The 26,894-nt window shown below is 47.1% G+C and carries 28 protein-coding genes, 1 rRNA gene and 1 riboswitch; of the genes, 13 read left to right on the top strand and 16 right to left on the bottom strand.

Features of this window, described 5'->3' with window-relative positions; all coding sequences use genetic code 11:
- The first annotated feature begins 158 nt into the window (after positions 1-158).
- Complete coding sequence (locus R7Z49_RS03345; protein ID WP_005374335.1) at positions 159-521, top strand: hypothetical protein; 363 nt, start codon at positions 159-161, stop codon at positions 519-521.
- Positions 522-591: 70 nt separating this feature from the next.
- On the opposite strand, the gene R7Z49_RS03350 is transcribed toward R7Z49_RS03345, so the two are convergent.
- On the bottom strand, positions 592-765 hold the full coding sequence (locus R7Z49_RS03350; protein WP_005374332.1) for a hypothetical protein: 174 nt from the start codon (positions 763-765) through the stop codon (positions 592-594).
- A gap of 234 nt (positions 766-999) precedes the next feature.
- Here R7Z49_RS03350 and R7Z49_RS03355 point away from each other — a divergent pair, with 234 nt between their 5' ends.
- The 3 genes from R7Z49_RS03355 to R7Z49_RS03365 all read left to right on the top strand — a co-directional run bounded on the left by R7Z49_RS03355 (position 1,000) and on the right by R7Z49_RS03365 (position 4,806).
- Entirely contained in the window at positions 1,000-2,142 is a 1,143-nt protein-coding gene (locus R7Z49_RS03355; protein ID WP_005374330.1) for a sugar diacid recognition domain-containing protein, read from the top strand.
- Positions 2,143-2,300: 158 nt separating this feature from the next.
- Complete coding sequence (locus R7Z49_RS03360; RefSeq protein WP_005374327.1) at positions 2,301-3,653, top strand: GntP family permease; 1,353 nt, start codon at positions 2,301-2,303, stop codon at positions 3,651-3,653.
- A gap of 16 nt (positions 3,654-3,669) precedes the next feature.
- Complete coding sequence (locus R7Z49_RS03365; protein ID WP_318111328.1) at positions 3,670-4,806, top strand: glycerate kinase; 1,137 nt, start codon at positions 3,670-3,672, stop codon at positions 4,804-4,806.
- Between the two features lie 96 nt (positions 4,807-4,902).
- Here the strand turns inward: R7Z49_RS03365 and R7Z49_RS03370 are convergent, their stop codons facing one another.
- Positions 4,903-6,339 (bottom strand): PLP-dependent aminotransferase family protein, encoded by a 1,437-nt coding sequence (locus R7Z49_RS03370; protein WP_005374322.1) that lies wholly within the window; start codon positions 6,337-6,339, stop codon positions 4,903-4,905.
- Between the two features lie 92 nt (positions 6,340-6,431).
- Here R7Z49_RS03370 and R7Z49_RS03375 point away from each other — a divergent pair, with 92 nt between their 5' ends.
- From R7Z49_RS03375 to R7Z49_RS03385, 3 genes are all read left to right on the top strand, one after another.
- Entirely contained in the window at positions 6,432-7,331 is a 900-nt protein-coding gene (locus R7Z49_RS03375; protein ID WP_005374320.1) for a DMT family transporter, read from the top strand.
- 66 nt (positions 7,332-7,397) lie between these two features.
- The gene (locus tag R7Z49_RS03380) at positions 7,398-7,685 is read left to right on the top strand and encodes a hypothetical protein (RefSeq protein ID WP_005374318.1); all 288 of its coding nucleotides are present in this window, start codon (positions 7,398-7,400) and stop codon (positions 7,683-7,685) included.
- A gap of 153 nt (positions 7,686-7,838) precedes the next feature.
- The gene (locus R7Z49_RS03385) at positions 7,839-8,429 is read left to right on the top strand and encodes a type II secretion system protein (RefSeq protein ID WP_225474250.1); all 591 of its coding nucleotides are present in this window, start codon (positions 7,839-7,841) and stop codon (positions 8,427-8,429) included.
- A gap of 37 nt (positions 8,430-8,466) precedes the next feature.
- Here the strand turns inward: R7Z49_RS03385 and R7Z49_RS03390 are convergent, their stop codons facing one another.
- From R7Z49_RS03390 to R7Z49_RS03410, 5 genes are all read right to left on the bottom strand, one after another.
- A complete protein-coding gene (locus R7Z49_RS03390; protein ID WP_005374314.1) occupies positions 8,467-8,994 on the bottom strand; it encodes a GNAT family N-acetyltransferase in 528 nt (175 codons plus the stop codon).
- 33 nt (positions 8,995-9,027) lie between these two features.
- A complete protein-coding gene (locus R7Z49_RS03395; RefSeq protein WP_005374312.1) occupies positions 9,028-9,495 on the bottom strand; it encodes an HAD family hydrolase in 468 nt (155 codons plus the stop codon).
- 119 nt (positions 9,496-9,614) lie between these two features.
- Positions 9,615-10,085 (bottom strand): GNAT family N-acetyltransferase, encoded by a 471-nt coding sequence (locus tag R7Z49_RS03400; protein WP_005374310.1) that lies wholly within the window; start codon positions 10,083-10,085, stop codon positions 9,615-9,617.
- A 1-nt stretch (position 10,086) separates the two neighbouring features.
- Positions 10,087-10,818, bottom strand: coding sequence for a glucose 1-dehydrogenase (locus R7Z49_RS03405; RefSeq protein WP_005374308.1), 732 nt, complete (start codon positions 10,816-10,818; stop codon positions 10,087-10,089).
- A gap of 9 nt (positions 10,819-10,827) precedes the next feature.
- Positions 10,828-11,343 carry a GNAT family N-acetyltransferase gene (locus tag R7Z49_RS03410; protein ID WP_017634358.1) on the bottom strand — a complete coding sequence of 172 codons (516 nt, stop codon included), beginning with the start codon at positions 11,341-11,343 and terminating at the stop codon, positions 10,828-10,830.
- Between the two features lie 270 nt (positions 11,344-11,613).
- Here R7Z49_RS03410 and R7Z49_RS03415 point away from each other — a divergent pair, with 270 nt between their 5' ends.
- Both R7Z49_RS03415 and R7Z49_RS03420 read left to right on the top strand, forming a co-directional pair.
- The gene (locus R7Z49_RS03415) at positions 11,614-12,708 is read left to right on the top strand and encodes a NapC/NirT family cytochrome c (protein ID WP_017634357.1); all 1,095 of its coding nucleotides are present in this window, start codon (positions 11,614-11,616) and stop codon (positions 12,706-12,708) included.
- 22 nt (positions 12,709-12,730) lie between these two features.
- On the top strand, positions 12,731-15,178 hold the full coding sequence (locus R7Z49_RS03420; protein WP_318111332.1) for a trimethylamine-N-oxide reductase 2: 2,448 nt from the start codon (positions 12,731-12,733) through the stop codon (positions 15,176-15,178).
- Positions 15,179-15,277: 99 nt separating this feature from the next.
- Here the strand turns inward: R7Z49_RS03420 and R7Z49_RS03425 are convergent, their stop codons facing one another.
- From R7Z49_RS03425 to thiD, 8 genes are all read right to left on the bottom strand, one after another.
- Complete coding sequence (locus tag R7Z49_RS03425) at positions 15,278-15,973, bottom strand: phosphatase PAP2 family protein (protein WP_167415782.1); 696 nt, start codon at positions 15,971-15,973, stop codon at positions 15,278-15,280.
- 182 nt (positions 15,974-16,155) lie between these two features.
- Positions 16,156-16,770 carry a thiamine phosphate synthase gene (gene thiE, locus R7Z49_RS03430; RefSeq protein ID WP_167415781.1) on the bottom strand — a complete coding sequence of 205 codons (615 nt, stop codon included), beginning with the start codon at positions 16,768-16,770 and terminating at the stop codon, positions 16,156-16,158.
- A gap of 63 nt (positions 16,771-16,833) precedes the next feature.
- A complete protein-coding gene (gene thiM / locus R7Z49_RS03435; RefSeq protein WP_186585541.1) occupies positions 16,834-17,625 on the bottom strand; it encodes a hydroxyethylthiazole kinase in 792 nt (263 codons plus the stop codon).
- 12 nt (positions 17,626-17,637) lie between these two features.
- Positions 17,638-18,306, bottom strand: a complete 669-nt coding sequence (gene tenA / locus R7Z49_RS03440; RefSeq protein WP_053304011.1) for a thiaminase II — start codon at positions 18,304-18,306, stop codon at positions 17,638-17,640.
- Positions 18,307-18,360: 54 nt separating this feature from the next.
- On the bottom strand, positions 18,361-19,311 hold the full coding sequence (locus R7Z49_RS03445; RefSeq protein WP_005374293.1) for an ABC transporter substrate-binding protein: 951 nt from the start codon (positions 19,309-19,311) through the stop codon (positions 18,361-18,363).
- Between the two features lie 47 nt (positions 19,312-19,358).
- Positions 19,359-20,159, bottom strand: a complete 801-nt coding sequence (locus R7Z49_RS03450) for an ABC transporter permease (protein WP_009706843.1) — start codon at positions 20,157-20,159, stop codon at positions 19,359-19,361.
- A complete protein-coding gene (locus tag R7Z49_RS03455) occupies positions 20,152-20,907 on the bottom strand; it encodes an ABC transporter ATP-binding protein (protein WP_186585540.1) in 756 nt (251 codons plus the stop codon). The genes R7Z49_RS03450 and R7Z49_RS03455 overlap by 8 nt, the downstream gene beginning before the upstream one ends.
- Positions 20,897-21,754, bottom strand: coding sequence for a bifunctional hydroxymethylpyrimidine kinase/phosphomethylpyrimidine kinase (gene thiD, locus R7Z49_RS03460; protein ID WP_186585539.1), 858 nt, complete (start codon positions 21,752-21,754; stop codon positions 20,897-20,899). The genes R7Z49_RS03455 and thiD overlap by 11 nt, the downstream gene beginning before the upstream one ends.
- 97 nt (positions 21,755-21,851) lie before the next feature.
- A riboswitch (TPP riboswitch) is annotated at positions 21,852-21,959 on the bottom strand.
- Positions 21,960-22,270: 311 nt separating this feature from the next.
- Here thiD and R7Z49_RS03465 point away from each other — a divergent pair.
- Both R7Z49_RS03465 and R7Z49_RS03470 read left to right on the top strand, forming a co-directional pair.
- Positions 22,271-23,656: a TldD/PmbA family protein gene (locus R7Z49_RS03465; protein ID WP_017820998.1), complete on the top strand. Its 1,386-nt coding sequence runs from the start codon at positions 22,271-22,273 to the stop codon at positions 23,654-23,656.
- Complete coding sequence (locus R7Z49_RS03470; protein ID WP_318111336.1) at positions 23,656-24,999, top strand: TldD/PmbA family protein; 1,344 nt, start codon at positions 23,656-23,658, stop codon at positions 24,997-24,999. The genes R7Z49_RS03465 and R7Z49_RS03470 overlap by 1 nt, the downstream gene beginning before the upstream one ends.
- A 78-nt stretch (positions 25,000-25,077) precedes the next feature.
- Here the strand turns inward: R7Z49_RS03470 and trmY are convergent, their stop codons facing one another.
- Entirely contained in the window at positions 25,078-25,677 is a 600-nt protein-coding gene (gene trmY / locus R7Z49_RS03475; RefSeq protein WP_318111337.1) for a tRNA (pseudouridine(54)-N(1))-methyltransferase TrmY, read from the bottom strand.
- Between the two features lie 158 nt (positions 25,678-25,835).
- Between trmY and R7Z49_RS03480 the strand changes: the two genes are divergently transcribed.
- Together R7Z49_RS03480 and R7Z49_RS03485 are read left to right on the top strand one after the other, a co-directional pair.
- Positions 25,836-26,360: a DUF3087 domain-containing protein gene (locus R7Z49_RS03480; protein WP_170893875.1), complete on the top strand. Its 525-nt coding sequence runs from the start codon at positions 25,836-25,838 to the stop codon at positions 26,358-26,360.
- Between the two features lie 467 nt (positions 26,361-26,827).
- A 16S ribosomal RNA gene (locus R7Z49_RS03485) occupies positions 26,828-26,894 on the top strand; the annotation flags it as partial.

The following is a 26,894-nucleotide window of genomic DNA, read 5'->3' on the forward strand; positions in this document are numbered from 1 at the left end:
GTTTACATTTGGGTGAGTTAATAGGAGTTATGAGCTTGCAGTGTTAAGACTGGTATGGAGTTTACAGTTTATTAAGTAATTAATCTGCGGTGCGCTATCGATGATCCTTATCAGGTGTAATAAGATTTCCATATCGTGGCGATACAGTTGGAAACGATATGATAAATAAGACAAAAGTTACGTTATTGGCGGTAGGTACGATTTTAGTTGGATGTTCCACAGTCGCGCCACCAAGAAATGATGCGGTTGAAAGCATTCAACAAAAGTGTTCTGTGATTTTAAGCAATGATGTTGCGGGCGATCAGCGCTGGCAGACGTACAACGGCTTGCTTGTAGAATATGCCGTGCATGGCGTTAAGAGTCAGGTACAACTGGAACGTTTTGAAGCGTTTATGCAGAGCGTGCAAGATGATGAGTCTGGACAGTTAGTTACTGAGTTGATTGAGGTCACCGACTGGGGATGCTCAAACGGCAATTATCTTGAAGAGATGAGCTTGTTTATTCAAGAAGTTCAGAAGTAAAAAACCGAGCGTTAAGTCGCTCGGCTTTTCTGTTTGTGGAACGCTTTTGTACGCTGGTTAGTCAGGACGTTTACTCCTCTGGATACTCGCCCATACCTTGCGTTTTACCTTCAGCTTTCCAATGCTCTCCAGGAGCAAATGCTTCATCGCATAAATCTACGGTGTAGCCCATTTCTGTGATTTCCTTCAAAGTGAGGTTATCAGCAATATTTGCAACTTCCCCCGATTTATTCCGTAACTCCATGTTGATCTCTCCTCTGTAGGTAGACGAGTGGCATCAATGCACAGTGAAGAATGCATTGGTAACCTTTGTTCTAAGTATATAACCCTCTGCTAAAAATGAAGGTTTAATCCACTTTTTAAATATGGGTAATTGGATAATGCTTTGAGCTGCTTCCGTTATTTAGAACCGCAGCATCGCGATAGTTTGCCATTTGTGATTTATTGAGTGGTTAAACGGTCAATTTGGAAACTCGAAATGGTGATTCTCGACCACGCTTTAGCACAACAAATTGTTGATCGAACCATGTCCATCATTGGTCACAATGTGAATGTGATGAACTCGGCAGGCATCATCATTGGCAGTGGCGACCCTAAACGTGTTGGGCAAGTGCATGATGGCGCGGTACTGGCGCTGAATCATGGCGATTCGCTAGAGCTTAATGAGCAACAATGTTTGACGTTGCAGGGTGTCAAACCCGGTATCAATATGTTGTTGAAATTACATGGCGACGTGGTCGGTATTGTTGGCGTCACAGGCGAGCCGGAGAAAATCCGAGATTTTGCAAAACTGGTTAAAATGACCGCTGAACTGACAATCGAGCAAGCCGCGCTGGTGGAAAAATTTCAGTGGGACAGACGTCATCGCGAAGAGTTTATTCTGGCTTGGATCAATGGGAAATTGACCGATGAAGAGCTGAAAGATTGGGCGATGCGTCTTTCTATCGATGTTACTCAACCACGGGTGGCAACGGTGATTGAAGTCTCGACGCCGTCCGCCTCGAAAAGCATGAAGAGTGTGCGCAATATTGTTGAGCTGCTTGAATACCCAGAGCGTAACAACCTAGTTGCGATTGTCTCGGTGAATGAAATTGTGGTGTTGAAACCGTGTCATTCCGCCAAGCAGTGGGATAGCCAAGTTGAAAGTGAGCGCATTGATAAGTTGATGTCGCGTTTAAGCGATCACGATTCGCATACGTTTCACATTGCGCTAGGACAGTTGTTTAATGAGCCTAAAGATGTCGCGTTGTCATACCAAAGCGCGAAGCAGGTATTAGCCATTGGCAAGCAGTTCTACCCAGAGAAACGTAAGTACCTGTTCGATGAACTTCGTTTGCCTGTTTTGTTAGCGCCGTTGGCGGATATTTGGCAAGGTGAACAAATTATTGATGGCGTGAAACGGTTGAAAGAGAAAGACAAATCTGGGCAATTATTGAAAACCCTAGATGCACTGTTTGAATGCAATGGCAATGTAACAGAATGCTCTAAAATGCTGTTTATTCACCGGAACACTCTGCGCTATCGGTTAGAGAAAATCACCGAGATAACAGGGCTACCAACAACCAATTTTGTGGGGTTAGCGGAGCTTTATATTGCGACTCGGCTCTCAAAAATGTCGTGATGTTGTGCATTTGCACAATACGCGTTATTTTTTGACCACATCATTTGTCACTCCGCCTAAAGGAATTCGAAAGCAAACGATTAATAATTCATGCGTCCCTACATGTTGAGTGAGCCAACACGGACTCGCTCAGCAAAATAAGAATAAATGGAGTTATCATGAACCTTATATTAATCCTGCTCGGGGTGATCGCATTTATTGTGCTCACGACCACCAAATTCAAATTACATCCCTTTTTAGCGCTGATCATCGCGGCGTTCCTTGCGGCATTTGCTTACGGCTTACCGGCAGATAGCATTGCCAAAACCATTGCTTCTGGCTTTGGCGGCATCCTTGGTTACATTGGTTTGGTTATCGTTTTAGGTACCATCATTGGTGTTATTTTGGAAAAAAGTGGTGCGGCGATCACCATGGCCGATACGGTCATCAAAGTGTTGGGTGAGCGTTTCCCAACATTGACCATGAGCATCATCGGTTACATCGTTTCTGTTCCAGTATTTTGTGATTCAGGCTTTGTCATTCTGAACTCGCTCAAAGAATCACTCGCTAAGCGTTTAAAAACCTCAAGCGTTGCGATGAGTGTGGCGTTGGCAACTGGCCTATACGCAACGCACACGTTTGTGCCGCCAACTCCTGGCCCGATTGCCGCTGCGGGTAACTTAGGCCTGGAATCTAACCTTGGTTTAGTGATTGGTGTGGGTGTGTTTGTTGCAGCGGTTGCGGCGTTAGCGGGTATGTTGTGGGCGAACCGATTCCAACATGTTGAACCAGATGGCATTGAAGCCGTAGAAGAAATTCAGCAAGACTGGCAAGCACTCAAAGCGTCTTACGGCAAATTGCCAACGGCGAGCCAAGCATTCGCTCCTATTTTTGTTCCTATCTTATTGATCTGTTTTGGCTCTATCGCGAAATTCCCAAGCCTACCGCTGGGCGAAGGTTTTGTGTTTGATGTTCTGACTTTCTTAGGACAGCCACTAACGGCATTGGTGATTGGCCTGTTCCTTTCTGTTTGCCTACTCAAGTCAGACAACAAGATTGAAGAATTTGGCGAGCGAATCAGCCAAGGTATTACGGCTGCTGCGCCTATTCTTTTGATTACCGGTGCGGGTGGTGCATTTGGCGCGGTATTAAAAGCAACGCCGCTAGGTGAATACTTGGGTACGACGCTATCGGCGCTGGGCGTGGGTATTTTCATGCCATTTATCGTTGCGGCTGCGCTAAAATCGGCGCAAGGTTCGTCAACGGTTGCACTAGTGACCACATCGGCTTTGGTTGCGCCTATGCTTACGCAATTGGGGCTAGATTCAGAAATGGGCCGCGTATTAACGGTGATGGCGATCGGTGCAGGTGCGATGACGGTTTCTCATGCAAACGACAGCTTCTTCTGGGTAGTTTCGCAGTTTAGCCGCATGTCAGTGGGCTTAGCGTACCGCGCGCAAACCATGGCTACGCTCGTTCAAGGTGTCACGGCAATGGCATTGGTGTACATTTTGAGTCTCGTTCTCTTATAAGTCTCTGGAAATACGTATGAAAGTGGTAATTGCACCTGATTCATTTAAAGAAAGCTTAACCGCCAAACAAGTGAGCGAGGCGATCAAAACGGGTCTTGCTCGCGTATGGCATGATGCCGAGTTTGTTACGGTTCCGGTCGCAGACGGTGGCGAAGGCACGGTTCAATCTTTGATAGATGCAACTCAAGGCGAACAAGTCTTCACAACAGTGACTGCGCCATTAGGGAATGATGTTGAAGCGTTTTATGGCATCCTCGGCGAAGGCGAAACTGCGGTTATTGAAATGGCGGAGGCCAGTGGGCTACACCTTGTGCCGAGTGACGCTCGCGACCCAAAACTGACCAGTAGCATTGGTACCGGACAGCTGATCAAACACGCGCTAGACAGAGGCATTCAACGTTTAATCATTGGTTTGGGCGGCAGCGCTACCAATGATGGTGGCGTGGGCATGTTGACCGCGTTGGGGGTGGCGTTTCTTGATGAATCTGGTCATGCAATTACCCCAAATGGAGGCGGGTTAGCGGCGCTTGCGTCCATCGATATTTCTGGTCTTGACCCTCGTTTAGCAACTTGCGAAGTGTTGGTAGCGTGCGATGTTGATAACCCACTCTGTGGTGACAAAGGCGCGTCGGCTATCTTTGGCCCTCAAAAGGGAGCGACGGTATCAGACGTCACTCTGCTCGATAACGCATTGCGCAAGTTTGGCGAGTTGACGGAACAAGCGACGGGTAAGCATGTACTGACTCGTGAAGGGGCGGGTGCTGCTGGTGGTATGGGCGCGGCCTTGCTCGGGTACACGCCAGCACGTTTGCAACCAGGAATTGAGATTGTGCTTGAAACGGTCAAACTTGCTCAGCATGTTGAGGATGCGGATATCGTATTTACAGGCGAGGGTCGAATCGATCATCAAACCGCACATGGCAAAACGCCGATGGGCGTTGCTCAGGTGGCTAAGCAGTGTAATTTACCAGTCATTGCATTAGCAGGCTGTGTGGGCGACAACTATCAGGCGGTTTATGAGTGCGGCATTGATGCGGTGTTTGCTTGTGTACCAAGGGCGATGAGCTTACCTGAGGCCATGAAAGAGGCCGACGTCAACGTTGCTAATTTAGCCGAAAACGTCGCGAGAATGTGGCAAATTAAGTCGAACTGAAGGCGATGACGATATGAAAAAACTCCACCTTTGTGTGGAGTTTTTTGTTGTTACCTGTTTGCGTATGTCGGCATAAGTTCATTTAGCAAGAGCGAGTTAACAGGCATGTTTTTTTATCAATTTTGCCAGAGTTTGCATCGCGTGACTCCAATCGGTTTCATGACCAAAGTTTGCCACGCTGAGGCGTACGCAATGCCGATATTGCCCTTGAGTGCCAAATACGGTACCGGGAAGTAGGCTGATTCTGTGCTTATTGCATGCTTGATACAACGCATAGCTGTCCGTGTCTTCGGGCAGTCGCAACCAAAGTAAGAACGAGCCTTGTACGGCGTTGATCTGGTATCGATTTTTTAGAGGTTCGTATTCATCCAAGTATTGATGAAGCATCTGGATAAATCGTCGCATGTTGTTTTGATAAACCCGACCCATTCGCGCAGTATGCGTTCGATACTTGCCTGACGTTAGAAACGTTGCCACGGCGGATTGCATCAGGTTCAAACTGCCCATGTTCTCACACAGTAGATATTGTTCAATTTGGTCTCGATATCGCCCCGCCAACATCCAACCAATTCTCAAACGCGAATCGAGCGTTTTGGATAACGAATTCACGTAAATTACGCGTTGCTTGTCATCGAGCAATCTCAAGCTTGGCAACGGCTTATCATAACTTAACCCGCCAAACACATCGTCTTCGATAATAGGAATATTGCCGGACGCCAATAGCAATTGCTGGCGCTTTTCTAACGGCATCATGGCACCAGTAGGGTTGGTGAAGTTTGGTGTTACGATGATCGCTTTTATGTCCCATGTCGCCATTGCTTTTGCTAAGGCTTCGGGGCACATACCGTCTCGTGGGCAACTCGGGATTTCCACCACTTTGAGGCCGAGTGATTCGAGCATCAATAAGTTTCCAAAATAACAAGGAGACTCCACCGCGACGATATCGCCTTTTTGTGTCGTTGCGCGCAGCGCTAGGCTTATTGCTTGTTGCGCGCCGTGCGTCACCATGATTTCATCCAATTTGGCTGGTGTGCCCAAATCTTGCGTGATTTTCGCCAGTTGTTTAATTAAGAGGTGATCACCGGGTGGCAACTGGTAATGGCTCGGTACATGCGTTTGCTGGCGGCTGTGACGGCCGATCTCGGCGTACAAGCTTTTGATCGCGGGAGAGTCAATGTTTGGGTGGGCAGAACCGGTAGGCAAACGCTCTTGGTATTCAGGATAAGTAAGGATTTCTTTGCAGATCGAGAGCAAATCCACGCGAGTCGGATCCGGAATTGAGCGAGAGGTCGGCAAAGCGACTTTAACTCGATAACCCGATTTGGGAACCGAGTACACCAAGTTTTGTGCTTCCAGCTCTTGATACGCACGAATCACGGTATTTTTACTGACGTTTAATTCTTGGCTCAACGAGCGAATGGAGGGCAGTCGATCATCCGCCTGATAAACGCCACCACTGATGGCTTGTTTGAGGTGTTTTTCCACCACGAGGTACTTATTCCCTTCACCGCTTCCCAATAAATCTGTACCCATAAAAACACTTCCATCTGTCACTTTTTGAAAACACTGTACCTAATTACATTAGCAGTATCTCAAAACATAAAACAAGCGTGAGTGAGGCGATCATGTTAATCCGAGCCATCCCTTTTGTATTTGTCATCCTTTGGGCTTCTGGATTCGTTGGTGCGCGTTTTGGTTTGCAATATGCCGAGCCAGCGACACTACTTTCTATCCGTATGGCATTCAATGTCTTATTGTTTTTGGTTCTTGTGGCGGTATTGCGTAGAAGGTTGCCGACAGGAAAAGATTTATGGCACAGCTGTGTGGTTGGTGCATTGATCCACGGTTTCTATCTGGGCGGTACTTATTTCGCTATCGCCTTAGGTATGCCTGCGGGGTTGAGTTCGTTGCTGGTGGGTATTCAACCGATTTTAACCGCGGCTTTGCTGGTGGTGTTTGTTCGTGAGGAATTTAAACCCTCGCAATGGTTGGGTTTGGCTCTTGGTTTTGTCGGTATCGCTATGGTGTTGATGGGCAAAATGGAGTGGCAATCCGAGCAGCATAAAGTGTTGGCCATTGGTTTGTGTTTGTTGGCTTTGGTTGGTATCACGCTAGGGACGCTTTATCAGAAAAAACATTGCCAACAAGTGGATATGGTGGGTGGTGCGACGGTGCAATATTTGGCCGCGCTCGTCATGTTTCTGCCCGTTGCGATGCAGTTTGAAACCATGCAAGTGCAGTGGGAACTGGAGTTTATTTTGACTGTGTTGTGGTTGGTCGTCGTGCTCTCTTGTGTAGCTATTCTACTGCTGCTGTACATGGTTAAGAACGGTGCTGCATCGAGCGTAGCTTCTGTATTCTACCTGGTGCCGCCAACGACGGCGATTCAGGCTTGGCTCGCGTTTGGAGAGTCATTTGATTGGATGGGGATTTCTGGTTTCGTACTGGCAGCTACGGCGGTGTATTTGGTGGTTAAAAAGCCGGATCTGACGATAAAGAAATCGATTCAAACAGAATATACCTAAATTGGGTAGGGACATTTGCGTATCAGTGGGTACAATCTGCTTCATCTTAATCCGTGGAGCAGAATGATGAAGGTAAAGCCAGATCGAATGACCGCCATGCGTAGCATCATCGAGCAAGTAAAAGCGGAACTACCAATTTATGAACCAGAAACGTTTGTATGTGGACCAGAAGGGCAGTGCATTGGCTGTCCGAAGAAATTGTTGGAAATGGTCGATTCAGAAGTCACTTATTGGGAGTCAGCCATGGAGCGCGGCATTGTTCCGCAGTTCGATGAGATTCGTCGTTTTGGCAAAATGTGCACGAATGTTCGTCGTGGTCTGGTGCGAAATAATGTGCCTTTACTCAGTAACTAGAGAGTAAAAACCGTCTAATATCTGACACATAGCGTCGTTTTGTTACACTGCTCTTTGGCTGCTGTTCTCAAGTTTGAGTGGTGTTTGTCTCTTCTTACCCCTTAAGCCTTTAATCGTAAGAAATTGGCGATATATTGGCTCGGTCTCACATGGATGTGGGGCTATTGTCTTGGGCTAGTTGAGATAAGAAACGTGAAATCAAAGGGATTTACGCTGATGGAAATCACCATAGTGCTTACCACTTTGGCTTTCATCGCATTAGCTGCTTTACCAGTACTACTCGATATTCATCGCCAAGCATACGCTGCGATGCTGCACAGTTCTCAGTCTTCTTTGGGTACGGCTCTCAAATTCTTTCATGCTCAATCAGTGATTGATAACGCTTACGGCCAAGAGCACGTTCACTACATTGACCGACATGTCAAAACACGCAAAGGCATGCCAGAAGCGAGTGCCGATAGTATTCGAGCTTTGTTAGAAATCGATCTACCAGCCAGAGGTTATTCGAAAATTGACGTGCCGTGCAAAGGCAGTGATTTTTGCATCATCGGTCAGCAGCACCCAAACAGTGCTCATTTTGTCGCTATTCCTGATTATCAGTTCTTAGATAAATCGGGTGTTGATCGCGTGGTGTACATTTGGCCGCAAGGTTACACACTGGCAGAAGAAGCATGCTATTTCTACTACGTGAATCAAGCCTCTAACGATTCAATTGTTCGAGGGTATGTGACGCAAGGGTGTTAATCCCGAATAAGTGTTGCGAACAACGGTTATCGTGAGTCTACAAATCGGGGTTTTTCGAAGGGCTTTGCGCTTTATACAATACCATTTTTTGACTCATCAAGACTTTACCATTTGGCAAGGTCACTTCCCCAAGTTCCCCCTGATGTTCAAATCCAAACCGTTCATATAAAGCAATCGCTGGTGTGTTGGTTGTGTATACGTAGAGTGCGATTTGGTCGTAACCAAATTCCCAACCACGTGCGATCGCGACTGCCAATAGTTTCCGCCCCAATCCTTTGCCTCGGTAGTTTTTGTCGATGTGAATACCAAGAATACCGACGCGAAGGCGTTGCCCTCTTTCGTAACCGCACATCTCAGCTGGGTAGATTTCAACACTACCGATAAGTTTTTGGCGGTCAAACGCGACAAACTGAGGGATGGACTCGTTTTCCACACGTTGCAGGATTCTGCGAAGCGTTGCGTTATCGGGTGCAGGAGAAATCAAAAATTCCCCTTCGGAGTACACTCGATTCCACAGCGCGGTGAAGCGCGCGATATCGCTCACCTTGATGGATCTGATTTGCATTCATCTTCCTTGATTAGTGCAGGTTAGTAACGGTTAGGGGATAAGCTCAGATAAACAACGAATTTGGTTAGGAATGGCTTCGGCTGGTGCATCAGCGCCCGTTGGGTTAAACCAAATTGTGTTTACGCCCGCTTTCATCGCAGGGTAAATATCTTTGTGAGGTAAATCGCCAACCATGGTTATTCCACTCACGTTAACCCCTAACTGTTTTGCGATGGCGAGATAAAACTCAGGTTGGTTTTTAGCGATACCGAGGTTGGCAAAACAAAAATAGCCATTTAAGTATTGGTCTAAGTCGACGCGAACAAATGCACGCTGAACCTCTTCCATGTTGGAATCAGATGCACTGGTCGCAATGTAGATGGGATGATTTTGGGAAAGTATTGCCAGTGTTTCTCTGGCTTGAGGAACTGCTTCTACGTGTTCCCAATCGCACATTTTTCCTTGTGCGTGAGGGAAATCTACCATCAAGGTGTTCCCCCAATCGAAAAGATAAATCATGTTCGAATCTCCTTATCCGCACATCATATCGTCTTTTTCTAAAATCAGGGGGGTAAATTGCATCGATAAATGCGATTTAGGTGGGTTTAGTCGTGAAAAGCGCTTAATTGTCGTTATCGTTACAAATGTTTCAGCATAATGCGTGAGTTAGTTTTAAAACCTTGATTATCGTAAAAGCGCTGTGCTGGCTGATTGAATTCCATCACTTCCAATCGAACTTGTGTGGCATTGGCATCGCGCGCCCATTGCTCACAGGCTTGGAGCAGTTGGCGGCCGATTCCTTGCTGCTTTTGCGCTTCATCGACAACAATTGTTCCCACGCGACAAATTGGGTCTTTGATCAGAAAACTGACGGTGTCGTTTTGGGTGATCATCGCGGTTAAGAAGCCGAGAATTTGCTGTTCGCGTTCGGCAATCAAAAAGAGTCGCTCTTTGTTCTCTAGTGCTTGTGCAAGAAATTCTCGATCAGCTTCTGATGGCGCAACAAAGGCTTCTGGCGCATTCGCAAAATGCAGTGAATTAATTTGAAAATTAAGCTGAAAAATTCCGTCTAAATCATCGGGAATCGCTTGTCGGATATGGACTTGCATTCTATCTGCCCCCTGCAATATCGATAAATGATCCTGTGACATAAGAGGCTTCGTCATTTAATAGCCAAGCGATCGCATTTGCTACTTCTTCTACCGTGCCACCGCGTTTAAGAGGAATTTGAGGGCTGAGTCTATCTACTCGGTTTGGTTCTCCGCCGTCGGCATGCATATCAGTGTAAATGAAACCAGGTCGAACGCCATTGACGCGAATATTGCGCTCTGCCAACTCTAGCGAGAGCCCTTTAGTTAAGGTATCCATCGCGCCTTTTGATGTGGCGTAATCGACATACTCAAATGGCGCGCCTGAGCGCGACGCTCCAGAGGAGACATTCACAATTGCACCGCCTGCACTGAATCGCCTCGCCGCTTCTCGACAGCAGAGAAAACAGCTATTCACATTGGTGTTCATTACTTTCTGAAAGCGTTCCAAGCTGATTTCTGACAAAGGCGATTGAGTAAATAGGATGCCAACGTTGTTGACCAAGTGCGTCACTGCACCAAATTCACGTTCTGTTTCATCAAACAAGGAGAGCACTTGCTTCTCATCGGCTACGTCTGCGGCGATGGCAATCGCTTTGCCACCGTTTGCTTGTATTTCTGCCACAACTTGGTCGGCGGCCTCTTGCTGAGTGCGGTAATTAACGCAAACGCGATAGCCTTGCTCGGCCAGCTTTTTCGCCGCTGCGGCTCCAATGCCTCGGCTTGCGCCGGTAATGATGACTACTTTATTCAAAATACGTCCTTATTTTTGTAGTGAGTAGATTTTATCGGCGTAGGGTTTGCCACCAATTTGGTATGCGTCTGGAATGACCTCAATGAGTTCGAAACCACATTTTATCAGGACACGTTCTGACGCAATATTGCCTTCAGTGACCGTCGCGGAAAAGTGGTTGATGTTATGTGTCGAGGTTGCCCAGTATAGAAGCGCTTGAAGAGTTTCTGTTCCAAACTGTTGGCCATGAAATTCCGGCAAAAGTAAGTAACCTACCTCTGCCTTACCGTTTTCAATAGCAAAGCCAGTGATGCCGATGGGTTGTTCAGATTGCTTATCGAGTATTACAAGGCAAAGCCAATGCTGGCAATTTGGGGTCCATGGCAATAATCGCGAAGCAAATTTTTCTCTTATTTCTGTTTCGCTGGGACGATCGAAACAGAGCGCAATAACCTCTTGTTCGGAGAGTAATCGTTGAAAGAGTTCCCAGTCACTGGCTTTGATGGGTCTTAATTGGCTTCTGTGCGTCTCGATATAAACTGACATGCGTGTCCTTACTGCATCAATGTGGAGATTCAGTCTCTCATCCTCTTATCTGTTTAATCAAATAGTTGCATTCATAAAAGTGATTTATGTGGTGAATAGTTGGCTGGGTAATGGATTATTGCCATATATTCATCTTTGAGATGCAAATAACAAAATTTCATACTTGAGGCATACAGAGCAACACGGAAATGATGTGGATCAAGAGAGGGCTACCCATAAAGTAGTAATTTGCGACCTATAATTACATTTTATTTGGAAGTGTTGCTAATTATGTCAATAAAAAAACGATATGTTGCACTGCTGGTTGCTGCCGGCATTGGTGTGGGCTGGTTAACTTTGGGGGGGAGTGCGGCAGTAATGCATTACACCTCAGATACTGAATTTTGTCTCTCGTGCCACTCTATGGAAACCCCTTACAAAGAGTACCAAGGCTCAGTGCACTTCAGTAATGCGAAAGGCATTCGCGCGGAATGTTCTGACTGTCATATTCCTCAAGAACCAATGGATTACCTGATCACCAAAATTCGTGCGTCGAAAGACATTTACCACGAATTTGTGACAGGCAAGATCGACACGCCAGAGAAATACGAAGCACATCGTAAAGATATGGCTGAAACGGTATGGGCTCAGTTCCGTGAAAACGATTCAGCGACGTGTCGTTCGTGTCATGATTTCGATGCAATGGAAGAGTTTGAGCAATCACGTGATGCGGCGAAGATGCACGCTTACGCGAAAGCAAACGATCAAACGTGTATCGATTGTCATAAAGGTGTGGCGCACTTTGCACCAGAAGCAGAGCTAGACAGCAAGGCATTTGAAACGTTGATGAGCTTCACCACAAAAACATCACCTGGTGCCAAAGTCGTTTACCCTGTGACTGAAATCGCAATGGGTGAGATGGGTAAAATTAACCCAACGACGAAGTTGGAAGTAATCAGCTCTGAAGGCGACAACCGCACTGTTAAGTTGAACGCATTCCAAATGAAAGGCGCAGAGCAAGTGCTTTACATGGGAGAAGGTCAACGTGCCATCGTAGCAACGCTAACAGAGCAAGGCCAACAAGCGCTTGAAACTGGTGAATTTGAGGCAGATGTTTACGGCAACGAATGGCGCGCGGTTTCTTTAACTGGCGCTATTGATTCTCCAGTTGTTGACACGCTTGAACCAGTATGGTCATACGCAGAAGAGTTGGACAACGTTTACTGTGCAACTTGTCACGCGAAAATTCCTTCAAATCACTTCACAGTGAATGCATGGGGACCGGTAGCGAAGAGTATGGGTGATCGAACTGATATTTCAGCCGAGAACCTAGAAATTCTAACCAAGTTCTTCCAGCACCATGCAAAAGATGTGGTTGGTCACTAACGATAAATAGAAGGATAAGATTATGACTAATATGACCCGTCGCGGATTTCTAAAAGGCACTGGTATGGCGGCTGGTGCAATGGCATTCACTTCATTTGCACCTATGTCTGTTGTGTCTTCAAACCAGCGTGGCAAGGGCATTTTGACAGCGGGCCGTATGGGCCCAATGCTGTGTGAAGTGCAAGACGGTAAGCTGGTTTCAACCACGAACGCATTGCCACAAACGGTACCAAACAGCCTACAAAGCACCGGTCCTGACCAAGTGCACACTAAAGCGCGTGTCAAGTACCCAATGGTTCGCAAAGGTTACTTGGCAAACCCATCAGCTCCCGAAGGAGTTCGTGGCAGCGATGAATTTGTACGGGTGTCTTGGGATGAAGCTTACAAGTTGATACACGAGCAGCACATGCGCATTCGTAAAGAATATGGCCCGGCTTCTGTGTTTGCTGGTTCTTACGGCTGGCGTTCAAGTGGCGTGCTGCACAAAGCACAAACCTTGCTGCAACGTTACATGAGCATGGCGGGTGGCTATTCAGGCCACTTGGGTGACTACTCAACGGGTGCTGCGCAGGTCATCATGCCGCACGTTGTGGGCTCTATCGAAGTGTACGAGCAACAAACCACGTACCCAGTGGTACTAGAGCACAGCGATGTGGTTGTGCTTTGGGGCTTAAACCCAATTAACACTCTAAAAATCGCGTGGAGCTCAACAGACTGTGCTGGTCTTGAGTTCTTCCATCAGTTGAAAAAATCAGGCAAGACGGTTATCGCTATTGACCCTATTCGTTCTGAAACCATCGAGTTCTTTGGTGAGAATGCGGAGTGGATTGCTCCTCACCCAATGACCGACGTGGCAATGATGATGGGTATCGCACACACCTTAGTGAAACAAGGTAAGCACGATAAAGCCTTCCTCGATAAATACACCGCAGGTTACGACAAGTTTGAAGCGTACCTGATGGGCGAAGAAGACGGCGTAGAAAAATCAGCAGAATGGGCATCACAAATCTGTGGCGTACCTGCGAAGCAACTTGAGCTACTGGCTGACATCTTCAGTAAAAACCGCACCATGCTGATGGCGGGTTGGGGCATGCAGCGCCAACAATACGGTGAGCAGCGTCACTGGATGCTGGTTACACTGGCAACGATGTTGGGTCAAATCGGTTTACCGGGCGGTGGTTTTGGTTTCTCTTACCACTACTCAAACGGTGGTAACCCTGCTCGTGATGCTGGCGTACTTCCTGCGATTTCGGCATCGCTGGGTGGCGGCTCTTCTGCGGGGAACGACTGGGCGGTGTCTGGCGCGGTGCAAAGCTTCCCTGTGGCGCGTATTGTCGAGGCGTTGGAAAACCCAGGTCAATCCTACCATCATAACGGTCATGAACTGACGTTCCCGGACATCAAGATGATTTGGTGGGCAGGTGGTGCGAACTTTACTCACCACCAAGACACCAACCGTCTGATCAAAGCGTGGCAAAAGCCTGAGCTGATCGTGATTTCAGAGCCTTACTGGACGGCGGCTGCGAAGCACGCGGACATTGTTCTGCCAATCACCACATCGTTCGAGCGTAACGACTTAACGATGACGGGTGACTACAGTAACCAACACTTGGTGCCAATGAAGCAAGTGGTTGAGCCGCAAGGTGAAGCGCGTAATGACTTCGATGTATTCGCGGACATGGCAGAGATGCTAGCTCCGGGTGGCCGTGACGTATACACCGAAGGCAAAACCGAAATGGAATGGCTGTACGGCTTCTACAAGGCGGCGCAACAAGGTGGCCGTGGCTCTCGCGTAGCAATGCCGAACTTCAGCAAGTTCTGGGAAGATAACCAACTGATCGAGATGAAGTGGAACGAGAAGAACGCACAGTTTGTTCGTTACGCAGATTTCCGTGAAGACCCGATCATGAATCCACTCGGTACACCAAGTGGTAAGATCGAAATCTTCTCGAAAACCATTGAAGGCTATCAGTTGGAAGACTGTCCTCCACATCCAACGTGGATGGCACCAACCGAGTACACGGGTACTGCGAAAGATGGCGAGTTGCAGCTAATGACCGCGCACGCAGCGCATCGTCTACACAGCCAATTCAACTACGCGAAGATTCGCGAAGAGTACGCAATTGCAAACCGTGAACCTATTTGGATTCACCCTGAAGATGCGAAAGCGCGTGGTATTAAAACGGGCGATCTAGTTCGTGCGTTTAACAACCGTGGCCAAGTATTGGTTGGTGCAGAAGTGACTGACCGAATCAAGCAAGGTTCAGTGTGTATTCATGAAGGCGGTTGGCCGGATTTGGATCCTAAAACCGGCATTTGTAAGAACGGCGGTTGTAACGTGTTAACGTTGGATATTCCGACCTCTCGACTTGCAAACGGCTGTGCGGCGAACTCGGCACTGGTTCGTATTGAAAAATACACTGGCCCAGAATTAGAACTAACAGCGTTTGAACCACCAAGAAATGGCTAGAAAAAAGTAGCGATTGAAAGCAAGAAGCCAGCGAATCGCTGGCTTCTTTTTATCTAGTCATCGTTCACATTAGCGCGAAGCGAGAGAAACAAACGGCATCTATTTCTTAATCTGAAATGTCGGGAGTAAAGTAAATACAATCGCGACAAACAAGACCGAGCCTATTAAATCTTCAGGGCGATGCATGCCCAGCCATAAGCGGCTATATGCGACGCTCATTCCCCACATCCACAATGACAGTGCAGAGATATAGCACTTGTTCTGTAAGAACAAACCACCAAAGAAAGCCAAACAAATCGAAACGAAAATCGTATGGCCGGATGGGAAAGAATAGTCTTTCTCGCCTTGCCAATGGCGCGTTCGCCAATCACTGACGTGTTCAGAAATCTGGTTAATTACGTTGGCTTGCTGCTTTGTATCCAACTGATAAAACGCTTCTGGGTGCTCAATCAATTGCTCTGCAGCAAGCAGTTCGGCGTAGGGACGCGGGCTTTCTGTCATCAGTTTTAGCCCCGTTTTGCTGGCAAAACCAATCACCAGTAACAACCCTAACATTGAGAGTTTTTGTATCCACTCAATGCGACTTGGTTTAAAGCGAAATAAAGAAAGCAGTAGCAGTGTTAACGTAATTAAAAAACCTTTGCTACCAGCAGAATCTGTGAGCAAAGTAAAAGTAATACCCAGACTTTCAGGCACCTGTGAAGTGAGATTGTGATAAGAGCCAAACAGCGACATTGGGATGATGCCAAGAACAAACAAGGCGAGCATCATCAATCCATATTTTTTGGTTTTCATTGAGAGCGTTTTGTTTTTATTGAGGGTTATTCAACCACGTGAAAATAATGGGCTTATCTTACGTTATCTGGCGTGAAAAACTTATCAACGCTCTGTCAATTTGACGAGAGAATGAAGGTTGAGTGATGAATTGATGACACTTATCCGGAGGGTAAAGGCGCTCATCCTTAAGCGCTGGGGTCTTAATCCATCAGAGAAAGTAAGTATTCTGCTGCTTTGGTTGGGTTTTCTGCATGACAAATGGCAGAAACCAAAGCCAAACCATGTACACCTGTCGCACTCAGGGCAGGAATGTTGGTTTCGTTAATGCCGCCAATGGCAACAATCGGCAGTGAAGTCGTCTCTAACGCCATTTTCAAACCATCAATACCCCAATGTTTTTTGGTGTTGGTTTTGGTTGGCGTCGCGAAGATTGCGCTCAAACCGATGTAATCAATTGGAAGAGAATCCGCTTGTGCAAGCTGCTCTTCATTTTCGATGGATAAGCCGAGGATTTTGTTTGGTCCAATCAACTCACGAGCGATATTTGCTGGCATGTCTGATTGCCCGAGGTGAACCCCATCAGCATCGACAGCCAGTGCGACATCAACGCGGTCATTGATGATCAAGGGCACATCGGTATCTTTAAGGATGTCTTTGACGGCTTGAGCACGTTCGATAAACGCACGCACATCGCCGTGTTTTTCGCGGACTTGTACCATGGTCACGCCACCTTCCACGGCTTTTCTCACGACACGTTTTAGTGTGGCTAAATCTTGTTGGTCGTCGGTGACCAAATACAAACGATAGGCGTTCATTGTGTTTCCTTTCGCCTCCCACTTTCGTTGGAGTGAGAGGCGTTTAAAGCATTGAGAAGCGATTTATCTCACTTGTAATTTAAGGCGTGTTGCCAGTGTTTCTTCATCCAGTTGGTAAAGCTCATCCAAAAGATGCATTTGCAAGCTACCTGGCCCTCGCGCTTGCTCAGCCGCAATTTCACCCACAACGCCAAGCACCGCTGCCGCAGCAAGGCCCGTTTCGTCGCCGATTGCTGCGAAAGCGCCTGTTAGAGCCGTTAGTGTACAACCCATTCCGGTTACGTATGGCATCATCTCGTGACCGTTGTTTAGCTGCACGGTTTGCCCTTTCGTGACGATGTAATCAGTCTCGCCAGAAATCACTACGCTCGCGCCGTACTCTAAGACTAAGAAGTTCGCTGCGCCAAGTGCTGCGTCGCTGCTGTCTAACGCATCGACGCCTTTGCTTTGTGCTTGCTCGCCAGCGAGTGCAATGATTTCTGAGGCGTTACCACGAATGATCAGCTTGTTTGCAAGGCGTGCGATCTCACGTGATGTCTCGGTACGTAGTGAGCTTGCTCCGCAACCGACAGGGTCGAGTACAACGATTTTACCATTGGAATTGGCTTGCTCTACGGCATAGCTCATGCGCGGTGTCCAAACGCTGTCTAGGGTACCGATGTTGATAACCAGTGCGCCAGCGAACGACATCATCTCTGCCATCTCTTGTTTGGAGTGCGCCATGATTGGAGAAGCGCCGATCGCTAATAGTGCGTTTGCTGTGTTATTCATCACCACGTAGTTAGTGATGTTGACGACTAACGGCTTTTGCTGGCGTACTGCGGTTAATGCTTGGGTGATTTGTTCAATTAACATGAGACTCTCCGATTAATCTTGCTGAGCGTTTAGACCTTGTTGCCAGAATGCCACTTCCATACGCGTTGCAGTTTTGAATACCTGAATCAGGTTTTGACCACGCTGACTATTGATATCGATTTCCGCCAATAACTGATTAAAGTGTTCTGCACCTTTTGCGACACCAGATTGGAATTCCTCACCACCGTAGAGGTTGATCCAACTTGCGTATGGGTTACCTTCGAGCACAGTGCTTTCGTCTTCAATCAGCATCTTACCGATTACGGCATAACCGATAGAGCATGGTGCTAGTGCCGCGTATAGATCAACAAGATCGCCCGTCATGCCAGCATCTAATACGTAACGGGTGTAAGCCACAGTGCCGAAATCTTCTGGCTCGTTTTCTAAGTCGGATTCTGTCAGTCCCCATTGCTCACAGTAAGTCACGTGGTGGGCGATTTCAGAATCGAGCAATGCGTGTACGCTTGGTAGGGCACGGCGCATGTCATCCAAAGTACGTGCTTTGTAGATCGCTAATGCGTAAGCTCGTGCGTACTGCTTTAGGAAAAGAAAATCCTGCTTTAGGTAATGCAGAAAACAAGGCTGAGCCAGAGTGCCTTGCGCCAATTGCTGCACGAAAGCATGCTCAGTGTATTCTTGCCAATCTTGGCGGCAAGCGTCGATCAAATCTTGGTATTTCATTATGAGTATCTCGTTATCAAAAGACCCTAGGCTTAGATCCTAAGGTCAGTAGAATTAGTCAAAGCTCGGTACGTAATCTTTCGCTTTTGGCAGTGTTTCGATGATGTTTTGTGAATACATGAACTGCGCATAATCATCGTAGCGTTTCAGATCTACTGCGGATGGACGAAGAGCGAAACGAGTTAGCGTGTCGTTCCAAGCGCGTTGGTTAAGCTCGTTGTTGAGCGTGTCTGGTGAATAAGCCACGAACTCTTTCCACGACTCTTTTGGATGGTTAACGATGTAAGTGGTCGCTTGCTCTAGTGCTTTGTTGAATGCCTTGATGGCTTCTTTGTCGTAGTTTTTTGCATTGGCTACGAAGACTAACTCGTCATACGCTGGCACGCCGTGTTCTTCAGGGAAGAAGGCCTTAGCTTTATAACCTTCTAGTGCCAGTTGGTTGGTTTCGAAGTTACGTAGACCGCCCCAAATCGCATCCACCTTGCCAGACGCAAGAGACGAAGACAGCGCCCAACCTACGTTGATGATTTGTACGTCAGAAAACTTCACGTTTTCTTGCGCTAGCATGGTGCCGATTGTCGCTTCTTCGTTGCCTGCGATCGCAATACCGATCTTCTTGCCTTTCAAGTCGCCAAGGTTTTCATTCTTACCGTTATCCAGCACCATCAACGTGTTGAGTGGCGTAGCAATCAAAGTCGCAGAGCGGATTAGTGGCAAACCCGCCGCGACATCGATAGTTAGGCTTGGTTGGTAAGAAATCGCCATGTCGACTTTACCCGCCGCGACCAACTTAGGTGGCGTGCTTGGATCTGCCGGCTCTTGAATGTTGACCTTCAAACCTTGTTCTTTGAAGTAACCACGCTCTTTGGCAATCACGATAGGACCATGATTTGGGTTGACGAACCAATCCAACATCAGTGTCATCTCTTTTTCTGCTGCAAGCACATTGGTTGATACCACTGAAGCGAGTAGAGCAGCAGCGCTCATAAGTTTGTTTTTATTCACGGGGTTCTTCCTTTTCTTTCCCAATTTTCTTTGGTTATTTTCTGTAATTATTTGCTTTCCCAAGGGATGGCTTTTTTCAATAATTTATCGGTGATGAAGTAGAGTGAGATAGACAGCACGGCTAGGATAAACAGCGCCGCAAACATCTCATCAATGATCATGCGAGCATTAGCTTGGAGCATCAGATAACCCAAGCCTTCACTTGAACCTACCCACTCACCGACCACTGCTCCAATCGGCGCAATAACGACGGCAACACGAATGCCTGAGGCTAAAGTTGGTAGGGCGGCTGGCAATTGAATATGACGAAGTAACTGCCATTTAGACGCGCCCATGGTCTTGGCAAGGTCGAGGTAACCTGTTGGTGTATTACGTAAGCCGTCGTAGCAACATGTGGTGACGGGGAAAAAGATGATGATCGCCGCCATGACGACTTTCGATGCAATGCCGTAACCCAGCCAAAGCATGAGTACTGGCGCGATGGCGAACACAGGGATCGCTTGGCTAGCAATCAGAATGGGCAGTAACCAACGCTTCAGCGGTTCGAACATCAGCATTTGCAATGCGAACAGCAAACCCATTGATAATCCAAGCGCCAAACCAAGTAAAATCTCTTGCGCGGTAACCCAAGTATGTTTGAGCAAGACATCGTAACGAGTGACCAATCTATCCAGCACTTCAATTGGTGAAGGTAAGATGAAGCTTGGCATGTCGAATACCACAACAACCAACTGCCACAATCCCAAGATCACCGCTGTGCTAATGACCAAGCGCAGAGCCGGATGGGTCACGCGTTCTTTTTTACTAATGCGTGCCGAAACGGAGTTGTACTGAGTCATATCACTCATAGTCTTTCTCCAGTTGATCCAAAATCGCTTGTTGTAACGCCGCGCACTCTCCATCGAGAACTCGGGGCGGCTTGGAGTCTGGAACGACCAAGTGCTGAGCTTGCGCAGGTGTGCCTTGCAACACATAGAGTTGGTGAGCTAATCGCACCGCTTCTTGTGGGTCGTGGGTAATCAGAACAACCGTCTTATCTTTCAGCAATTCGGCAGACAAGGTTTGCAACTTATGACGAGTAACCGCGTCCAGTGCAGAGAAAGGCTCATCCATCAGAACTAGAGGCTTGTCTTGCATCAGAGTGCGAGCAAGGGCAACACGTTGTCTCATGCCGCCAGAGAGCTGAGCTGGCTTAGCATCCGCGTAATCGGCGAGTCCCACTTGGCTTAGTAAAGTCAGTGCACGTTGTCTATTTTGCTCTGGTGATTGGTCTTGAGAAAATCGAGAACTGAGGCAGACGTTGTCTAACACATTTAACCACGGCAGTAACAAGTCTTGCTGCGCCATGTAGGCAATACGCTTGTGTAAGGTGATGCCATCCGTGGTCGTTAACTCGCCATGCCATTCAACTTTGTCGTCTAACAAACCCGCTAGATAACGAAGGATCGTCGTTTTTCCGCAACCACTGCGACCAAGTAACACCGTCCATTGATTGGCAGGGATGGTCATACTCAACCCAGCTAATGTTGGTGTTTGGCTGTCTTTGTATTGCAGACTTGCTTCGGTAAGCTGAATGCCGAGTGCATTAGCGCACATGCGTGTGACCTGCAAAAAAATGGTTCACAGGACCATGACCTTTACCGACATCCAATTCGTCAGCGTGTGCGATAGCTTGGCTGATGTACTGCTTACCAAGGTGCACCGCTTTGTGCAGGTTGTTGCCTTGACCAAGGTAAGACGCGATAGCAGAAGACAGTGTGCAGCCTGTGCCATGGGTGTTTTTGGTTGGAAAGCGTTTAGCGCTAATTAACTCGGCATTGTCTTGCATGATCAGCAGATCGTTGCTGTTTTTGTCTTTTTCCAGATGACCGCCTTTTAACAGCACCGCTTTTGCCCCTAATGCGCGCAAGTCAGCAATCATATCGTTCATTTCAGATTCTGATTGAGGCATTGGCTTACCCGTCAATGCTGCGCCTTCGGGTAGGTTAGGGGTAATGATGTCTGCGAGCGGAATCAATTCTTCTTTTAAAGTGCTGATTGCCGACTGTTCCAGTAATAGATCGCCGCTGGTGGCCACCATCACAGGGTCAATCACGAGGTGTTTTGGCTGGTATTGTTTAATTTTGTCTGCAACGACTTTGATGATGTTGGAATCTGCCAGCATGCCCACTTTGACTGCAACGATGTTGAGGTCGGTAAATACTGCATCAAGTTGGCTCTCTACATGGTCGAGAGGAATGGGGAAAATCGCAGAAACGCCTTGGGTATTTTGCGAAGTAATCGCCGTGATTACCGAGCAAGCAAAACTGCCGGTTGCGGACATCGCTTTGATGTCGGCTTGAATACCTGCACCGCCACCACTGTCTGAGCCCGCGATGGTCAATACGATAGGGGTAGGCAAGGCTGGCGTGTGATGTGAATGAGGTTGTGATTGCTGCGTCATGGTCGCTCCTACTACAAGACGTATAGGAACTGACTTTGACCGTTGCAGATAGATCGATTTTTCGATCGCTATCGCTTACCTAAGAGGGGCGACGAAAGGCAAAGTGTGCATAGTTCCCTACGTCAGTGCTAACTGAATCAGGTTCAACGGGTCTCGAATTTCGATCTCAGCCAACACTTGTCGTGTGGCCCCCCGACTATTTCGTTCGGATGATAGCAGGACCATTGCGGAAGGGATACGTTTTTTGAGCGTAATTATAATGAGTATTCAATTATGCGAGGTGAGTGATAAAGTAAGCACCTAAATGGTTTGCTGGGTGGAATTTACTAGTGCAACGCTCTGGTGAATGAGCAGAACCTGGAATATTTAATAAATAATCGTGGTCTCGTTAAGCAAGGATTAGCACAAAACAAGGTTAAAAAACTGTTAAAATTTAACGTGTTGCCAATTTAACTTTGTTGAACTTTTTCACAGTTAATTAGGAAGGCTAAGACGATCATCGAGCAAGGAGACTTCATGCTTAATTCTGTAACAGCGAAGTCAGTGATCGATCATGCGCTCTTTTTGGGGGCTGATTTCGCTGAACTATTCGTTGAACATCACCAAACCAACACTGTCCAGATCGCATCTGGTGAAGTGGATAAGGTTAACTCGGGTATCGATTTTGGTATCGGTATTCGTCTTTTTTTCGGTCATAAGGTGCTTTACGGTTACACCAACAGCACAGATGAAGCCGAACTAAAGCGCGTAACCTCGCTGCTTGCTGCAAAAGACAAGCGTGAGCAAATCGCGTCAGCGGGTTCTTTGAATTTGAACCGCTACCCAATCCAACATGGTTGCCGCATGCCGCTAGGTAAGGATGCTAACCTAGATTCAAAAATCGCGTTTCTATTGAAAGTTGACCAAGCCGCACGTGCTGAGAGTGAACATATCAGCCAGTTTATTGGCAGCGTTCTTCAGCGCGAGCAACAAGTGTCTATCTTCAACTCAGAAGGTCTACACGTTGACGATACTCGCCACTACATTCGTGTTGCTGGTAACACTGTCGCGCAAAAAGGTAATGAGCAGTCTTCTGGTATGGAAGGTCCTGGCGCTCTTGCTGGTTGGGAATTCAGTGAACAGCTTGATGCCAAAGAGCTAGGTCAAACTATCGCGCAGCAAGCGTTAGTAAAACTTGGCGCGGATGCTTGTCCATCGGGTGAAATGCCGGTGGTGATTGGTAACGGCTTTGGCGGCGTTATCTTCCATGAAGCATGTGGTCACTTGCTAGAAACCACTTCAGTTGCGAAGAAAGCATCAGTCTTCCACGACAAGATGGGCGAAATGGTTGCTCACACCGCAGTGAATGCAGTCGATGATGGCACCATGACCAACGAATGGGGCTCGATTCACATTGATGATGAAGGTATGAAGACTCAGCGCACTCAACTGATCAAAGACGGTAAGCTAACCAGCTTCATGGTCGATAAAATGGGTGGCATGAAGACAGGTTATGAGCCTACGGGTTCTGGTCGTCGTCAAAACTACAAGTTCGCACCAACCTCGCGCATGCGTAACACCTTTATCGAAGAGGGCGAGCATTCACTTAATGACATGCTGGCAGGCATCGAACGTGGTATCTATGCGAAGAAGATGGGCGGTGGCTCTGTTCAACCGGGTACGGGGGAGTTTAACTTTGCTGTTCGTGAAGCCTACCTCATTGAAAATGGCAAAATCACCAAGCCTCTGAAAACAGCAACGCTGATCAGCACGGGTCCAAAAGTGTTGAAAGAAATCAGCATGGTCGGCAAAGACATGGCGCTTGCGCCGGGCATGTGTGGTTCCGTGAGTGGTTCAGTACCAACAACTGTCGGTCAGCCAACGCTGAAAGTAGATAACATTCTGGTAGGAGGCGGTAACTAATGAGCCAAGAACAACAACTTCTTAATGCGGTTGATTACGTCCTATCAGAAGCAAAACGCCAAGGTGCAGAAGCGGACGTCATTGTAAACCGTAACAGTAGCTTTTCTTTGAAAGCGAACCAAGGAAAGCTGGATGAGTACAAAGTAAGCTCAAGCCAAGTTCTGGGTGTTCGTGTTGTGAAAGATGCGCGTGTTGCAACAAGCTATTCTGAGTCGTTAGAGCAACCAAGCTTGGATTTGATGCTGACCAACGCACTGCAAAGCGCTCGCTTTTCCAAGCAAGATGAACATCAGACGATTAGTTGCGTGAACAGTCAAATCGCGACTGATGTTGCTGAGATTGCGCAAGAAGATACAACTTCTGTTGACGAAAAAATCGAACTGTCTCTCGCTCTTGAGCAAGGCGTAGTGGCTCTGCCTCACGCCTCTAGCGCACCTTACAATGGTTACAGCGATGGCGAAACACAACTGATCATTGCCAATACTCAAGGCACATTGTGTCAACACTTCGAGCGCTCGTTCACTTGTTACGCGTATACCTTGTTTGAAAAAGACGGCAAACAGTCAATGGCGGGTAGAATGTCACTGGGTCGCCGTTTTGATGAGTTGAATCCAGCTTACTGTATCGAGGGTGGCTACAACCTTGCTCGCGATCTTCTTGAAGGCGCACCGGTTGCGACGGGTAACTACCCTGCTATCTTCCACATCAATGCGCTAGCAAGTTTATTCGGTGCTTTCGGCAGTGCTTTCTCTGGCGTAAGCGCGATGAAAGGCATTACGCCACTGGGTGACAAGCTTGGTCAACGTGTTGCGAGTGATTTAATTACCTTTACTGATACGGCTTACATGCCAAATGGTATGGCAATCGCGAGTTTTGATAGTGAAGGCTTCGCTACTCAAGATAATGTCATGATTGCTAATGGTGAGTTGAAAACCTTGCTACACAACAGCCAGACCGCAAGTTACTTGGGCGCAGTCTCGACAGCAAGTGCCGCTCGCGGTGCAAAATCGAGCCTAGACGTATCAGCGAATCACAAAGTGATTGCGACAGGCAACAGCAGTGCGTCAGAAGTAAAAGCGGCTGAGTACCTAGAGTTAGTCGAGCTTCAAGGTGTCCATTCTGGTGCGGATGCAGTGAGTGGTGATTTCTCATTTGGTGCGAGTGGCTTCTTGTGCTGTGATGGAGAGCGCGTTCAACCAGTTCGTGGGATCACGGTAGCGGGTAACTTCTACAAGATGCTGCAAGAAGTTGAGGCAGTGGGTGATACTCAGTTAATTAACGATAGCCGAACTTTCTTCTCGCCAGACGTTCGTTTTGCTCGTTTGAGCATTGGTGGTAAGTAAACTTAGCATCCCTATAGAAACAAAAAAGAGGACTCAATGGAGTCCTCTTTCATTACCTAGCAACGTGTGCGCGAATAACTAGAATTCGCGTATGTCCAACTCATTGTGGATCAATACCACACACTGAGAAGCGAAAAGCATCTTAGGACCTAAGCTGATCTTCTCTGTGCCAAGGCGCTTTAAGCTGTTAAAAGACTTTTTCGGCATCGGTATATGGTCAGTTAGCAAGAAACATGGATTTTCACCAATTTCTGCATCACGAACAAATTCGCCTTTCTTATCCAACATATATAGTTGGTGATCTTCTGCCAGCTCTTGTACTAGGCGTTCAAAGCTCACTGTACGAACGGTAATACCAGGTTCGACTTCACGAAGTTGCTCTTTACCCATACCAACCGAAGCATCCAAAGCGCGAGCCACTGCTGTAATCAAGGTTGACTCATGGAAGCCGCCAATGTTGGTGATGTCGTTGGAGCGAATAGTAATGGTGCGTGAGAAGTCTTTTGTGCTTTCCAAAACCAAGTGAACAACCACATCTTCACGGTGTGATTGAGCAACGAACATAGTGTTCATCATGGTATGAGCAAGAATCTCTGTATGCGCTTCATTACCAACACCTTCTAACAGTGCTTTGCTGGTGGTTGGCGCCGCGCGAGCTCGTAAAACAAAAGAGCGCATGAATTTAGCCTCTATATAGGAAGAGTGAATGCGCGGAAGTATATACCCAAGCAGGGAAGGGATGCGAGTTTAATAGCAAATGTGAACTTACTTACAAAGCTTCGATTGTCGTGCGGAGTGTGCTGGTTAAAATAGAGGTAACCTGTTAGGAGCGGTATATGGAAATCAAACAGATAAATAAAGACATTTATAAAAAGAAAGTAAACCTTGTGATTGGCGGTTTTGTTGCGTTGCTCGCCATCTCCTCTCTTGCCTTTAGTACCTTGTTGATTGTTTTGTTTGGCAACACTGAAGTCGTACCAGAACAATCAACGGGCAATTTCCATTGGAATTTGATTGGTGTCGTTCTCGCAGTTGCAACTTCCCTCTCTTTATTGAATCACATTAAAACTCGACCATACATGGAAGAAGTGCTGTACGTTTGGAAACTCAAGCAACTGCACAACAAAATCTTTCGTAAACTAAAAAGCATTAAAGCAGCCGCGAGCAATGACGATGTAAAAGCGCTCACTACGCTTAAGTTCTATTACACCACGCAACGCCAAGTGTTTGAGCTAGACAACAACACATTAACGATGAGCAGTGTAAATAAAGAACTAGAGGCTATCGAGCAAATCGAAGCGGCGCAATCACTGAGTCTCGATATCACAGGCTTTGAAGAGTCTTGGATAGACACATATTGATTGCCTATTTGCTACTTGAAGTTAACAACTGAGTGCTAAAAATAAGCGTTTGAGTGAGATTTAATCATTCGACGCTTTTTTTTGAATTTTTTTCTGAAAAGGGGTTGCTAAGAAAAATCATCTCCCTATAATGCGCCTCCGTTGTCAGGGCAAAGCGGAAACGCAAAAGCGGTTGGCAAGAAGGCGAAAGAAAACTTCTAAAAATTAATTTAAAAAAGTGTTTGACACTGAAAATTAATTCCTTAGAATACGCCTCCGCTTCGATAGCAAAGCTTACGAAGCAAGCTCTTTAACAATATAGACCTATCAATCTGTGTGGGCACTCGTTGATGATAATCCAATTAGAAGCTTAGGCTTCAAATTAGGTTTCAATGATACGAAGTGACCATTGAATCTTCGGATTCAGCACAGTCAATTCAAACATTACTTATGTAATGTTCAGTATTCATTGAGCCGAACAAAATCTTAAATTGAAGAGTTTGATCATGGCTCAGATTGAACGCTGGCGGCAGGCCTAACACATGCAAGTCGAGC

This window comes from Vibrio sp. 1562 (assembly GCF_033340155.1).
Lineage (GTDB): Bacteria > Pseudomonadota > Gammaproteobacteria > Enterobacterales > Vibrionaceae > Vibrio > Vibrio alginolyticus.